This is a genomic window from Spirosoma fluviale, assembly GCF_900230225.1.
In the GTDB taxonomy this organism is placed as follows: Bacteria; Bacteroidota; Bacteroidia; order Cytophagales; family Spirosomataceae; genus Spirosoma; species Spirosoma fluviale.
In genome coordinates this window covers 273,275-285,609 of record NZ_OCNH01000005.1, presented here as the reverse complement: position 1 = coordinate 285,609, position 12,335 = coordinate 273,275, and the positions used below count along the sequence as shown (strand labels likewise).

Sequence of the window (12,335 nt, the reverse complement as noted above, 5' to 3'; positions counted from 1 at the left end):
TTGCAGTGCATCGTGCTGTCTGCCATTTGAGGTCAGGTGCTTTGCGCCCGACCTTTTTTTATGTCGTTTTGGGACTGATTGTTAAGCAGATATAGGATTCGTCTGATTATTTTCCTACCTTTGCGCCCCGATTCGGAAGGTCCGAACGGGGAAATGAATACCTATTTTTTACCTGCTTACTTTAAACAAACACAAATGTCTGGTTTAATTGGCAAGAAAATCGGGATGACCAGCGTGTACAATGCGGACGGGCAGGCTCTGGCATGTACAGTGATTGAGACGGGTCCCTGTGTCGTAACTCAAGTTCGTAGCGTCGAGAAAGATGGCTACACAGCTGTGCAGCTGGGTTATGGCGACAAAAAAGAAAAGCACAGCAACAAGCCGGAGATGGGCCACTTCAAAAAAGCGGGCACCACACCTAAGCGGAAACTGGTTGAATTCAAAGAATTCGAACAGGAACTGGCTCTAGGTGCAACACTTACGGTAGCCGACGTATTTGCAGAAACTGACTTCGTTGACGTAGTTGGAACAGCAAAAGGTCGTGGTTTCCAGGGCGTTGTGAAACGTCACGGATTCGGTGGTGTAGGCGGTCAAACGCACGGTCAGCATAACCGGGGTCGTCACCCAGGTTCGATCGGTGCCTGTTCGTTCCCATCGCGTGTGTTCAAAGGTCTTCGGATGGCCGGCCGTATGGGCGGCAACCGTGTGAAGGTTCAAAACCTACGCGTTTTGCGTGTTCTGCCTGAGCAAAACCTGCTCGTTGTTAGCGGTTCAATTCCAGGAGCCAAAAATTCATACGTTATTATCGAGAAGTAGGTCATGGAAGTAATCGTATATAACAGCAAAGGCGAGGACACAGGCAAAAAGGTCACGCTTCCGGAAGAGGTTTTCGGTATTGAGCCGAACCAACACGCGATTTACCTCGACGTGAAACAATACCTGGCCAATCAGCGCCAGGGAACGCACAAAGCGAAAGAGCGTGCTGAAAATGCCCACTCAACCCGCAAACTGAAGAAGCAAAAAGGTACAGGTGGTGCCCGTGCCGGTAGCGCCAAGTCGCCGGTATTCATTGGTGGTGGTACAATTTTCGGACCTCGCCCCCGTGATTACAGCTTCAAACTGAACAAGAAAGTGAAAGCACTGGCTCGCCAGTCGGCTTACGCCGTTAAAGCAAAAGCTGAAAAGATTTCAGTTATCGACAGCATTGCGCTGGAAGCTCCCCGCACGAAAGATTACATCCAGTTCCTGAGCGATCTGAATGTAACGGGCAAGAAAACGCTGCTGATCCTGCCCGACGTAAACACCAATGTTGTGTTGTCGAGCCGGAACGTACAGAAGGCGAAAGTTACGACAGCTTCGCAGGTGAACACCTACGATCTGATGAACGCCGACCAACTGCTCATCAGCGAAGACGCGCTGTCAACCATCCAAACGTTGTTCGACAAATAAACCATGAGCGTACTAAAACGACCAATCGTCACTGAAAAAATGACGGGCCTTAACAAGCAGGGGAAGTATGCTTTTGAGGTTGAACTAAAAGCCAACAAACTCGAAATCGGCAAAGCCATCGAGAAAATGTATGGCGTAAACGTTGAAGCTGTCAACACCTTCCGGGTATACGGAAAGAAACGCAGCAAGAACATCAACGGACGTGTTGTATCGGGCAAGACCCCAACCACTAAGAAAGCAATTGTTACGGTTGCCGAAGGCGAAGTAATTGATATCTACGCTGACCTGTAAACCGAGCACTGCTCTACCAATTAATCAGTCATGGGAGTTAAAAAACTAAGACCAATAACGCCGAGTACACGTTTTCGCGTGGCACCCGACTTTGCGGAAATAACAGCCTCCAAGCCAGAAAAAAGTCTGCTGGAGCCCATTAAGAGAACCGGTGGCCGTAATAACGAAGGTCACCGCACTATGCGCTACATTGGAGGAGGTCACAAGCGGCAATACCGTATTATTGACTTCAAGCGCGATAAAGTCGGCCAGCCTGCCGAAGTTTTGACTGTAGAATACGATCCAAACCGTACAGCACGCATCGCTTTGGTGCAATATGCTGACGGCGAAAAACGCTACATCATCGCACCACAGGGTATCACCGTAGGCCAGACCATCCGGTCGGGCGAAGGGTCAACTCCCGATGTTGGTAACGCACTGCCACTGGCTCTGATGCCAATCGGTACCATCGTTCACAACATTGAATTGACACCAGGTAAAGGTGGTGCCATGGCCCGTTCGGCTGGCACATACGCCCAGTTGGTTGGTCGTGAAGACAAGTACGCTATCCTGCGTTTACCTTCGGGTGAAACACGTCGGGTTCTGAGCGCAGGCATGGCAACGGTAGGTTCGGTATCGAACCCCGACCACATGAACGTTGTCGTCGGTAAAGCTGGCCGTAATCGCTGGTTAGGTCGTCGTCCCCGTGTTCGTGCGGTAGTTATGAACCCTGTCGATCACCCAATGGGTGGTGGCGAAGGTCGGGCATCGGGTGGTCACCCACGCTCACGCAATGGCCAGTTCGCGAAAGGTCAGAAGACCCGTAACAAGAACAAGGCATCTGAAAGCATGATTATTAGCCGACGCAAAAAGTAACAGATAAACATGGCACGTTCACTCAAAAAAGGCCCATATATTGATTTCCGTCTGGACAATAAAGTTCAGGCTCAGAATGATTCGGGCAAGAAATCGGTCATCAAAACCTGGTCGCGTCGTTCGATGATTTCGCCGGATTTCGTAGGCCACACCTTCGCTGTGCATAACGGCAACAAGTTTATCCCGGTTTATGTAACGGAGAACATGGTAGGTCACAAGCTCGGTGAATTTTCACCAACGCGCAACTTCCGGGGTCACACCGCAAAGAAAGACAAGGGCAAACGATAAACTAGCATAGGGCGTTGGGCATTGGGCCAAGGGTATTAAGCCCTCCACCCTCTGCCCCGAACCCAAAGCCATACAAACATGGAAGCAGTAGCAAAACTTAAAGATGTGCCCACGTCGCCCCGTAAGATGCGGTTAATCGCCGACCTCATTCGTGGTCAGCGCGTTAGCCGGGCGTTGGGCCTGTTAAAATATCAGCCACAGGCTGGTGCCGACGTATTGCAGAAAGTGCTTTTGTCGGCCGTTGCCAACTGGCAGCAGAAGAACGAAGATCAGCGCATTGAAGATGCCGATCTGTATGTAAAAACGATTTTTGTTGATGGCGGTCCGATGCTGAAGCGTCTTCGGCCAGCACCACAAGGCCGTGGCCACCGGATTCGGAAGCGGTCAAACCACATTACACTTGTGGTAGACAGCGCTGCTGATACGGTATTGAGCCAGGCTGAAGTTTCTACCCCTGAAAATGAACAATAGACAGAAATGGGACAAAAAATAAATCCAATTGGCCTGCGACTTGGTATTGTTCGGGGCTGGGAGTCGAGCTGGTACGGCGGCAAAGAGTTTTCGGAGAAACTTGTTGAAGACGAGAAAATCCGGAAATACGTAGCAGCCCGTATCCCGAAAGGCGCCATTGCGCGGGTCGTTATCGAGCGTACCCTGAAGCGCGTAACCCTAACAATTCACACGGCTCGTCCGGGTATTGTTATCGGTAAAGGTGGTGGAGAGGTCGACAAGATCAAAGAAGAGCTGAAAAAGATCACGGGCAAAGATGTCCAGATCAATATCTTCGAAATCAAACGCCCTGAAATCGATGCTAAACTGGTTGGCGAAGCAATTGCCCAGCAGTTACAGGCTCGTATTTCATTCCGTCGTGCCATGAAGCAAGCTATCCAATCGGCGATTCGGGTAGGTGCTCAGGGTATCAAAGTGAAAGTGTCAGGTCGTTTAGGTGGTGCAGAAATTGCCCGCTCGGAACAATACAAAGAAGGTCGTGTACCGCTGCACACATTGCGTGCTGATATTGACTATGCTATCTCTGAAGCCCAAACCGTATACGGTAAAATCGGCATCAAAGTGTGGATTTTCAAAGGTGAGGTTTACGGTAAGCGTGATCTGTCTCCGGCAGCTATGATGAGCCAGGCGCAAGCCGGTGAGCGTACTGCTTCGGCAAACGATCGTGGCGACCGTCGTGGCCCACGTGGTGACCGGGATGGTAACGACCGTGGTGGTCGTGGCCGTGGCGGAGATCGCGGTGGTGACCGGGGTGGCAACGCCCGTGGTGGTGCTGCTGGTGGTGGTCAGGGCGGTAATCGTGGTGGCGGCCCAGGCGGCAACCGGGGTGGCGCTGGTGGCCAGGGTGGCAACCGCGGTGGTGGCGGACCAAGACGATAAATTCTGTCGTCAGTTGTCAGTTCACAGTCGTCAGTTCACAAACTACAGCGACAAACAACTAACCACTATCGACGCTAACTTTCAGAGCTATGTTACAGCCAAAAAGAACTAAATTCCGTAAACAACATAAAGGCAGGATTCCAGGCATCGCATCACGCGGTCACGAAATCGCCTTCGGAACGTTCGGTATCAAATCACTGGAACCAGGTCGGATTACCGCTCGCCAGATTGAAGCCGCTCGTATTTCCGTAACGCGGGCAATGAAACGCGAAGGCCAGGTTTGGATTCGCATATTCCCCGACAAACCAATCACCAAGAAACCAGCCGAAGTTCGGATGGGTAAAGGTAAAGGTGCACCCGAGTATTGGGTAGCCGTAGTAAAGCCCGGCACGATTATGTTCGAAACGACGGGCGTTGATCTGGCAACGGGTATGGAAGCCCTGCGCCTGGCGGCTCAGAAATTGCCAGTTCGGACCAAGTTTGTTGTCCGGCGTGATTATCAGGAGCAAGTCGAAGACTAGTACCCCTAAGCGACGAACAAAATGAAAAAAGAAGATTTGAAAGGGTTGTCGGCCGACGAGATCCGCACCGAGATTGGTGCAGAACAGGACCGACTGTTAAAACTCAAGTTCGCGCATGCGGTCTCTCCAATCGAGAACCCAATGCGCATCCGCGAGAGCCGCAAACGGATTGCTCGCCTGAACACTGAACTGACGGTTAAATCGCGGCAAGCCTAATAAGACACGACGATGGAAGAGCAACAAGCACCAGCACCACAGGAGGAAGTAACCCCGGTGGCAGCAGCAACAGAACAGCCTACCACAGCCGCTCCCACAACGAGCGCCACTGTAGCGGCTTCGGAGCGCAACGCTCGGAAAGAGCGTATCGGACGGGTGACCAGCAATAAAATGCAGAAGACCATCACTGTAGCGATTGATCGCAAGGTGAAACACCCGATGTATGGCAAGTTCATGAACAAGACGAAAAAACTGACGGTTCATGACGAGAAAAATGAGTGTGGTATCGGCGACACGGTTCGTGTTATGGAAACCCGCCCATTGAGCAAGAATAAGCGTTGGCGTTTAGTCGAAATCATCGAAAAAGCGAAGTAAGCCATGGTACAGCAAGAATCAAGATTAGGAGTAGCCGATAACAGTGGCGCTAAAGAAGTGCTCGTTATCCGCGTCCTGGGCGGTACAGGTAAGCGGTATGCATCAGTCGGTGACAAGATTGTCGTGACGGTGAAACAAGCCCTGTCGTCCAGCAGTATGAAGAAAGGTACGGTTTCGAAAGCCGTAGTTGTTCGGACCAAGAAGGAAGTGCGTCGGAAAGATGGATCGTATATCCGCTTTGAAGACAATGCCGCCGTATTGCTCAATAACAACGATGAGCCTCGCGGCACCCGGATTTTCGGGCCAGTAGCCCGTGAATTGCGTGAGAAGCAGTTTATGAAAATCGTATCGTTAGCCCCGGAGGTATTGTAAGCAATGGAGAAGAAAATAACGCTACCGAAACACAAATTTCACATCAAATCGGGCGATACTGTCGTCGTGATTGGTGGTAACTCGAAAGGTCAGCGCGGTGTAGTGACAGAAGTAATCGTAGAAAAAGATCGTGCTCGGGTTGAGGGCGTCGCTATGATTACCAAGCACATGAAGCCAACGGCTTCTAACCCGCAGGGGAGCCTGGTAAAAACGGAAGGTTCTATCCACATCAGTAATCTGAAACTGGTTGATCCTGCCACCGGCGAACCTACCCGCACGGGACGTAAAGTAAACGAAAAGGGTAAGTTACAGCGCTTCTCCAAGAAGACAGGCAACTTCATCCCTGATCAGTCCGCCCAGGCGGGTCGTAAATAACCTTAAGCAGGTCTAAGAAAATGGCAACGCCAAGACTTAAAGAAAAATACTTAAGCGAAGTCGTACCTCAGTTGAAAGACAAATTTCAGTACAAGTCGGTCATGCAAGTGCCCCGCCTGAGCAAAATTGTCATCAACAAAGGTATTGGAGCCGCTGTCGCCGATAAAAAATTGGTGGACGTGGGCGTCGAAGAATTGACGACCATCACGGGCCAGAAAGCCGTTCCGACGCTGTCGAAAAAGGCTGTCTCGAACTTCAAACTGCGGGAGAAAATGCCCATCGGTGCGAAAGTTACGCTGCGTGGTGTGAAGATGTATGAGTTCATGGACCGGTTAACAACTGTATCGTTGCCCCGTGTTCGTGACTTCAAAGGCATTAGCGATAAAGGGTTTGATGGCCGTGGCAACTACACCTTCGGGGTGCAGGAGCAGATTATCTTCCCTGAAATCAGCATTGATAAAGTAGCCCGCATTTCGGGAATGGACATCACATTTGTGACGACTGCCGACACCGATAATGAGAGTTACGAGTTGCTGAAAGCGATGGGTATGCCGTTTGCTAAAAGTGGTAAATAACAACCGATTTAAAGGTTAAGATAATGGCAAAAGAATCAATAAAAGCACGGGAACGGAAACGCGAAGCAATGGTAGCGAAATATGCTACCAAGCGGGCCGCTTTAAAAGCCGCCGGTGATTACATCGGTCTGGATAAACTGCCTAAGAATTCGTCTCCTGTACGTCTGCACAACCGTTGCAAACTAACAGGTCGTCCTCGGGGCTACATGCGTAAGTTTGGTATTTCACGGGTAACATTCCGGGAAATGGCATCGGCAGGGAAGATTCCGGGTGTAACCAAAGCAAGCTGGTAATTCCAGATTCCATTTCTATTTGTAATTCAGTTTCCGTAATTTTGCGAACTTTCTAAAAAACAGGGGTTTGCAAGTAACGCAACGCAACGAATGAATACAGACCCAATAGCAGACTTTCTCACCCGCGTTAGAAACGCCATCCGGGCTAAGCACCGGGTTGTAGAGATCCCTGCTTCCAACATAAAAAAAGAAATTACCAAGGTTTTGTACGAAAAAGGGTACATCCAGAACTATAAGTTCGACGACAGCACCCCACAGGGCTCTATCAAGATAGCGCTCAAGTACAACCCAACTACGAAGCAGCCTGCTATCGTTGATCTGCAACGCATCAGTCGTCCAGGTCTGCGCCAGTATCGGGGTGCCGACAATCTGCCGCGTATCCTGAATGGCTTGGGTGTCGCTATCATTTCTACCTCCAAAGGTGTAATGACGGATAAAGAAGCCAAGACGCTGAACGTCGGCGGAGAAGTATTGTGTTACGTATATTAATCCGAACGAACGATGTCACGTATAGGTAAGAAACCCATCGCCCTACCCAGCAATGTAACATTGTCTGTCGACGATCAAAACATCGTCACGGTAAAAGGGCCTAAAGGCACCTTGACTCAAGTGGTTGATCCGGATATTTCGGTAGCCGTTGAAGAAGGTCAAATTCAGGTATCACGCCCCACAGAACAGAAGCGTCACAAAGCCCTGCACGGTCTATACCGTTCGCTGGTGAGCAATATGGTTGTGGGTGTGAGTGAAGGTTTTAAACTGAATCTCGAAGTAATCGGGGTTGGTTATAAAGCATCTGTTGCGAACAACATTCTCGAATTGCAACTTGGCTACTCACACAATGTGTATCTGGCCGTTCCAACAGAGATTAAAGTAACAGCCGTAACTGAGAAAGGTCAGAACCCTAAGGTATATCTGGAAGGTTCGGATAAGCAACTTCTTGGCGATGTAGCGGCTAAAATCCGTTCGCTCCGTAAAGTTGAACCGTACAAAGGCAAAGGTATCCGCTTCATTGGTGAGCAAGTTCGCCGGAAAGCTGGTAAATCTTCGTCCAAGAAATAATACGTTGGTCTATGGTTTTCGGTTTGAGGTTTGTCTTCACAGCTTCGAACCGAAAACGCATTACCAAATACATTTTAAACGCCTATTTGGTCGGAATCAAATAACATGGCAACGAATAAACAAGAAAGAAGACAGCGGATCAAGTTTGGTATCCGGGCGAAAGTATCGGGTACTGCAGAACGCCCCCGTCTGTCCGTTTTCCGCTCTAACAAAGCGATCTACGCACAACTCATCGACGATATTGCCGGCCGCACGCTTGCAGCTGCATCATCGGTAGAATTGAAGAGCGAAGCTGATGGCAACACCATCGAAACGGCGAAAAAAGTAGGCCAGCGGTTGGCTGAAAAAGCAGTTGCACAGAACATCAGCGCGGCTGTGTTCGACCGTAACGGCTACTTATATCACGGTAAAGTAAAAGCATTGGCCGATGCAGCCCGCGAGGGAGGCCTTAAGTTCTAAGCGATGAACATCAATTCAGCAAGACCGACAAAATTTAACGAAGCCGACCTTAAAGAAAAGGTTGTAGCCATCAACCGCGTAGCGAAGGTGGTAAAAGGTGGCCGACGGTTCAGCTTCTCGGCTATTGTCGTGGTTGGCGACGGTAACGGTGTCGTTGGTTACGGATTAGGCAAGGCCAATGAAGTAACGGACGCTATCGCCAAAGGCGTGGAAGACGCGAAAAAGAATCTGGTTCAGATTCCTCTTTTGAAGCGTACAGTTCCTCACGAGATGGAAGGTAAATTCAGCGGTGGCTTTGTCCTGCTGAAACCAGCTGCTCCTGGTACAGGTGTGATTGCTGGTGGTGCTATGCGAGCTGTTCTTGAATCAGCTGGTATCCACGACATCCTGGCTAAATCGAAAGGTTCGTCAAACCCACACAACGTAGTAAAAGCAACGCTTGCTGCACTGCTGAAAATGCGTTTACCTCACCAGGTAGCGTTCCAGCGTCAGATCAGCCTGGCTAAAGTATTTAACGGTTAATAAACAGGAGCAACAGACATGGCACGAGTACGCATCACGCAGGTCAGCAGCACCATCAAACGACCGCTATCTCAGAAAAACGCTATCAAGTCGTTAGGCTTGGGCAAAATCAACCGCAGCGTCGAATTAGAATATAACGACGCGTTGAAAGGTGCTATCATTAAGGTGCAGCACTTGGTGAAGGTTGAAGAAATTTAAGTATCTTTGCGATTCTTTTGGTTTTCAGGCAGTCTTGGCTTTAATAAGGCGTGCCGAAAGGCCAAAAGAATCATCTTTTTTACATCTAAATACGGATGCGAGCAGCAAACTTGGAAAGAGAGTAATTTATTTATGACTACTCTCAAACTTAGTTTACCTTCTTTAGTCCAGCAAATCAAATGAATTTAAGCAACCTTAGACCGGCAAAAGGTTCCGTCAGAGAGCGCAAGCGAGTCGGACGCGGGCAGGGATCAGGCATGGGCGGAACGTCCACGCGTGGTCACAAAGGAGCGCAGTCGCGCTCAGGATACAGTCGTAAAGTACACTTCGAGGGTGGTCAGATGCCGCTTCAACGTCGTGTTCCTAAATTCGGCTTCAAAAACATCAACCGCGTCGAATACAAGCCTCTTAACCTGGACTCTATCCAGGCACTGGTTGAAGAAACCAAAGCAACTGTAGTTGACATGGACTTCCTGCTCCAGCATGGCCTGGTAAGCAAGAAAGACCTTGTGAAAGTATTAAACCGGGGTGAGCTGACAGCAGCTGTTGAAGTTCATGCCCATGCGTTCTCCAGCAGCGCAAAAGAAGCGATTGAAAAAGCGGGGGGCAAAGCAATTGTTCCCGTTAAGCAAGCGAAAGAGGAAGCAGCTAACTAAGTTGTGATCACTGTAACGTCCGACCTACTTCTATGAATCGACTCATCACCACGTTTAAAAATATTTTTGCAATTGACGAGTTGCGGGGTCGAATCCTGAACACGTTGTTGTTCATAACGGCATTCCGTCTTGGCTCGGCTATTGTACTGCCTGGTGTTGATCCAAACAAACTCAACCTTAATCCGCAAGGATTACTTGGTTTGCTGGATACCTTTTTAGGTGGTGCGTTCAGCAAAGCGTCAATTTTTGCGTTGGGAATCATGCCGTACATCTCGGCTTCGATTGCTATTCAATTATTAACGCTGGCATTGCCTTACTTCCAGAAAATGCAGAAGGAAGGCGAATCAGGACGTAAGCGATTGAATCAAATCACGCGTGTACTAACGATTGGTGTAACGGCTGTACAGGCAATTACCTACGTTCGGACAACGATTCCAGCCGAAGCGCTGTTGATTGACCGCGGCTTATTTACCATTTCATCGTTGTTCATCTTAACCGCTGGTACCATATTTTGTATGTGGTTGGGCGAGCGGATCACCGACAAAGGAATTGGTAACGGTATCTCGATGATCATTATGATCGGGATCGTGTCACGGCTGCCAGGTGCTATCTACGGTGAAGCGTTATCACGCGGTACAGGCGGTTCGTTGATTTTCGTACTGGAATTAGTTGGTCTGTTCTTCGTTATTATGGGTGCGGTTGTGTTAACGCAAGCTGTTCGACGCATTCCTATCCAATACGCAAAACAGGTAATAGGCAACAAAGTTGTAGGCGGTCAGCGGCAGTATTTACCTCTAAAGTTAAATGCAGCTGGCGTTATGCCTATCATCTTTGCTCAGGCACTGATGTTTATTCCAACTTACGTTGCGGGACTGTTTGCTGAGAAGAGCGATTTTGCCGCTAGTGTTCAAAACGCGTTTCAAAGCTACACGACCTGGCAGTACAACCTGTTATTTTCTCTGCTGATTATCATCTTTACATTCTTCTACACAGCTATCTCGGTTAACCCCGTTCAGATTGCTGATGACATGAAGCGTAGTGGTGGATTCATTCCAGGCGTTAAGCCTGGTCTTCAGACATCAGAGTACATAGGAACTGTACTGGACCGGATTACCTTACCAGGTGCTGTAATGCTCGCTATTGTAGCTATCCTGCCAGCCATTGCCAATTTATTAGGCATGACTAGTGGCTTTGCTCAGTTCTTTGGCGGCACATCATTGCTAATCATGGTAGGTGTAGTACTTGACACACTGCAACAAGTAGAAAGCTATCTATTGATGCGCCGGTACGAAGGTCTGATGAAATCAGGTCGTGTACAGGGACGTGCTAATAGCGAGACAGTAGCCGTCTAACAAAATGAGTAGTTCCGATAAGAAGGATAAAACGATTTTTCTCCGGAGCGACGAAGAGATCGCTTTGATTAGAATCAGTGCACAGGTGCTTGGCAAAGCCCATGCAGAAGTGGCAAAACTTATCCGACCCGGCATAGCCACAAAGGAACTTGATAAGGTTGCCGAAACGTTTATCAAAGATAATGGAGGATCTCCTTCATTTTTAGGATACAACAAGTTTCCAGCTTCACTCTGTATTTCGGTCAACGACGTAGTGGTACATGGTTTCCCAAGCCGCTACGAACTAAAAGACGGTGATATTATCTCGATTGACTGCGGTGTAAAACTGAACGGCTATCACAGTGATAGCGCTTACACATATCCCGTGGGCGACGTAAACCCGGCAGTACGCCGATTACTCACCCGCACCAAGGAATCCCTTTATATCGGTATTGAACAAGCGATAGATGGAAACCGAGTTGGGGATATTGGTTACGGGATTCAGACATATGCCGAAAAATTCGGGTATTCAGTAGTTCGGGAACTGGTAGGCCACGGCGTAGGTGAGAATCTGCACGAAGCTCCGGAAGTACCTAACTATGGTAAACGTGGACAAGGTCCCAAGCTAAAAGAAGGAATGATTTTAGCGATTGAGCCAATGATTAACTTTGGTAAGAAAGGGGTTGTTCAGGAACGGGATGGCTGGACCATTCGAACGGTAGATCGTAAACCATCAGCTCACTTTGAACACACAGTAGCTGTACGGAAAGGGAAAGCCGAAATCCTGACCACTTTTGAATACATAGAAGCAGTGACCGCGAACACAAGTCTGATGGTCGACACACAAGAAATGATGGCGGCTTAAAGCGAATATGGCAAAGCAGAATTCTATAGAACAGGACGGTGTGATTTTGGAGGCATTATCGAATGCAATGTTTCGGGTCGAATTGGCCAACAAGCATGAAGTAATTGCTCACATCTCTGGCAAAATGCGGATGAACTACATCAAGATTTTGCCTGGAGATCGCGTAAAATTAGAAATGTCGCCTTATGATTTGAGTAAGGCGCGAATTGTGTACCGATACAAGTAAGTAGAGAATGAAGAGTTACC

Annotated in this window: 23 protein-coding genes; all 23 read left to right on the top strand. The window is 48.9% G+C overall.

Features of this window, described 5'->3' with window-relative positions; all coding sequences use genetic code 11:
• Window positions 1–195 precede the first annotated feature (195 nt).
• On the top strand, window positions 196–816 hold the full coding sequence (rplC, locus tag CRO74_RS24395; RefSeq protein WP_097129765.1) for a 50S ribosomal protein L3: 621 nt from the start codon (window positions 196–198) through the stop codon (window positions 814–816).
• Between the two features lie 3 nt (window positions 817–819).
• A complete protein-coding gene (gene rplD, locus CRO74_RS24390) occupies window positions 820–1,449 on the top strand; it encodes a 50S ribosomal protein L4 (RefSeq protein WP_097129764.1) in 630 nt (209 codons plus the stop codon).
• A 3-nt stretch (window positions 1,450–1,452) separates the two neighbouring features.
• Window positions 1,453–1,740, top strand: coding sequence for a 50S ribosomal protein L23 (gene rplW / locus CRO74_RS24385; protein WP_012930240.1), 288 nt, complete (start codon window positions 1,453–1,455; stop codon window positions 1,738–1,740).
• Window positions 1,741–1,770: 30 nt separating this feature from the next.
• Complete coding sequence (rplB, locus tag CRO74_RS24380; protein ID WP_012930239.1) at window positions 1,771–2,595, top strand: 50S ribosomal protein L2; 825 nt, start codon at window positions 1,771–1,773, stop codon at window positions 2,593–2,595.
• A gap of 9 nt (window positions 2,596–2,604) precedes the next feature.
• Window positions 2,605–2,883: a 30S ribosomal protein S19 gene (rpsS, locus tag CRO74_RS24375; RefSeq protein WP_012930238.1), complete on the top strand. Its 279-nt coding sequence runs from the start codon at window positions 2,605–2,607 to the stop codon at window positions 2,881–2,883.
• Window positions 2,884–2,961: 78 nt separating this feature from the next.
• Window positions 2,962–3,354, top strand: coding sequence for a 50S ribosomal protein L22 (gene rplV, locus CRO74_RS24370; protein ID WP_012930237.1), 393 nt, complete (start codon window positions 2,962–2,964; stop codon window positions 3,352–3,354).
• Between the two features lie 6 nt (window positions 3,355–3,360).
• Window positions 3,361–4,272, top strand: a complete 912-nt coding sequence (rpsC, locus tag CRO74_RS24365) for a 30S ribosomal protein S3 (RefSeq protein ID WP_097129762.1) — start codon at window positions 3,361–3,363, stop codon at window positions 4,270–4,272.
• 89 nt (window positions 4,273–4,361) lie between these two features.
• Window positions 4,362–4,793 carry a 50S ribosomal protein L16 gene (gene rplP, locus CRO74_RS24360; protein ID WP_012930235.1) on the top strand — a complete coding sequence of 144 codons (432 nt, stop codon included), beginning with the start codon at window positions 4,362–4,364 and terminating at the stop codon, window positions 4,791–4,793.
• 21 nt (window positions 4,794–4,814) lie between these two features.
• On the top strand, window positions 4,815–5,009 hold the full coding sequence (gene rpmC / locus CRO74_RS24355) for a 50S ribosomal protein L29 (RefSeq protein WP_012930234.1): 195 nt from the start codon (window positions 4,815–4,817) through the stop codon (window positions 5,007–5,009).
• Window positions 5,010–5,021: 12 nt separating this feature from the next.
• Window positions 5,022–5,384, top strand: coding sequence for a 30S ribosomal protein S17 (gene rpsQ, locus CRO74_RS24350; protein ID WP_097129761.1), 363 nt, complete (start codon window positions 5,022–5,024; stop codon window positions 5,382–5,384).
• Between the two features lie 3 nt (window positions 5,385–5,387).
• On the top strand, window positions 5,388–5,756 hold the full coding sequence (gene rplN / locus CRO74_RS24345; RefSeq protein ID WP_018618706.1) for a 50S ribosomal protein L14: 369 nt from the start codon (window positions 5,388–5,390) through the stop codon (window positions 5,754–5,756).
• Window positions 5,757–5,759: 3 nt separating this feature from the next.
• Window positions 5,760–6,131, top strand: coding sequence for a 50S ribosomal protein L24 (rplX, locus tag CRO74_RS24340; RefSeq protein ID WP_097129759.1), 372 nt, complete (start codon window positions 5,760–5,762; stop codon window positions 6,129–6,131).
• Window positions 6,132–6,151: 20 nt separating this feature from the next.
• Window positions 6,152–6,706 carry a 50S ribosomal protein L5 gene (gene rplE, locus CRO74_RS24335; RefSeq protein WP_012930230.1) on the top strand — a complete coding sequence of 185 codons (555 nt, stop codon included), beginning with the start codon at window positions 6,152–6,154 and terminating at the stop codon, window positions 6,704–6,706.
• A 23-nt stretch (window positions 6,707–6,729) separates the two neighbouring features.
• Entirely contained in the window at window positions 6,730–6,999 is a 270-nt protein-coding gene (rpsN, locus tag CRO74_RS24330; protein WP_012930229.1) for a 30S ribosomal protein S14, read from the top strand.
• A 90-nt stretch (window positions 7,000–7,089) separates the two neighbouring features.
• The gene (gene rpsH / locus CRO74_RS24325) at window positions 7,090–7,488 is read left to right on the top strand and encodes a 30S ribosomal protein S8 (protein ID WP_046577835.1); all 399 of its coding nucleotides are present in this window, start codon (window positions 7,090–7,092) and stop codon (window positions 7,486–7,488) included.
• 12 nt (window positions 7,489–7,500) lie between these two features.
• A complete protein-coding gene (gene rplF / locus CRO74_RS24320) occupies window positions 7,501–8,058 on the top strand; it encodes a 50S ribosomal protein L6 (protein ID WP_097129758.1) in 558 nt (185 codons plus the stop codon).
• A 105-nt stretch (window positions 8,059–8,163) separates the two neighbouring features.
• Window positions 8,164–8,517 (top strand): 50S ribosomal protein L18, encoded by a 354-nt coding sequence (gene rplR, locus CRO74_RS24315; protein WP_097129756.1) that lies wholly within the window; start codon window positions 8,164–8,166, stop codon window positions 8,515–8,517.
• Between the two features lie 3 nt (window positions 8,518–8,520).
• On the top strand, window positions 8,521–9,039 hold the full coding sequence (rpsE, locus tag CRO74_RS24310) for a 30S ribosomal protein S5 (RefSeq protein ID WP_097129754.1): 519 nt from the start codon (window positions 8,521–8,523) through the stop codon (window positions 9,037–9,039).
• Between the two features lie 18 nt (window positions 9,040–9,057).
• Window positions 9,058–9,237, top strand: a complete 180-nt coding sequence (gene rpmD, locus CRO74_RS24305) for a 50S ribosomal protein L30 (RefSeq protein ID WP_097129752.1) — start codon at window positions 9,058–9,060, stop codon at window positions 9,235–9,237.
• Between the two features lie 179 nt (window positions 9,238–9,416).
• Window positions 9,417–9,893 (top strand): 50S ribosomal protein L15, encoded by a 477-nt coding sequence (rplO, locus tag CRO74_RS24300; protein ID WP_097129750.1) that lies wholly within the window; start codon window positions 9,417–9,419, stop codon window positions 9,891–9,893.
• A gap of 32 nt (window positions 9,894–9,925) precedes the next feature.
• The gene (gene secY, locus CRO74_RS24295) at window positions 9,926–11,245 is read left to right on the top strand and encodes a preprotein translocase subunit SecY (protein ID WP_097129748.1); all 1,320 of its coding nucleotides are present in this window, start codon (window positions 9,926–9,928) and stop codon (window positions 11,243–11,245) included.
• A gap of 4 nt (window positions 11,246–11,249) precedes the next feature.
• Window positions 11,250–12,089: a type I methionyl aminopeptidase gene (gene map / locus CRO74_RS24290; RefSeq protein WP_097129746.1), complete on the top strand. Its 840-nt coding sequence runs from the start codon at window positions 11,250–11,252 to the stop codon at window positions 12,087–12,089.
• A gap of 7 nt (window positions 12,090–12,096) precedes the next feature.
• Window positions 12,097–12,315 carry a translation initiation factor IF-1 gene (gene infA / locus CRO74_RS24285; RefSeq protein WP_009284801.1) on the top strand — a complete coding sequence of 73 codons (219 nt, stop codon included), beginning with the start codon at window positions 12,097–12,099 and terminating at the stop codon, window positions 12,313–12,315.
• Window positions 12,316–12,335 lie beyond the last annotated feature (20 nt).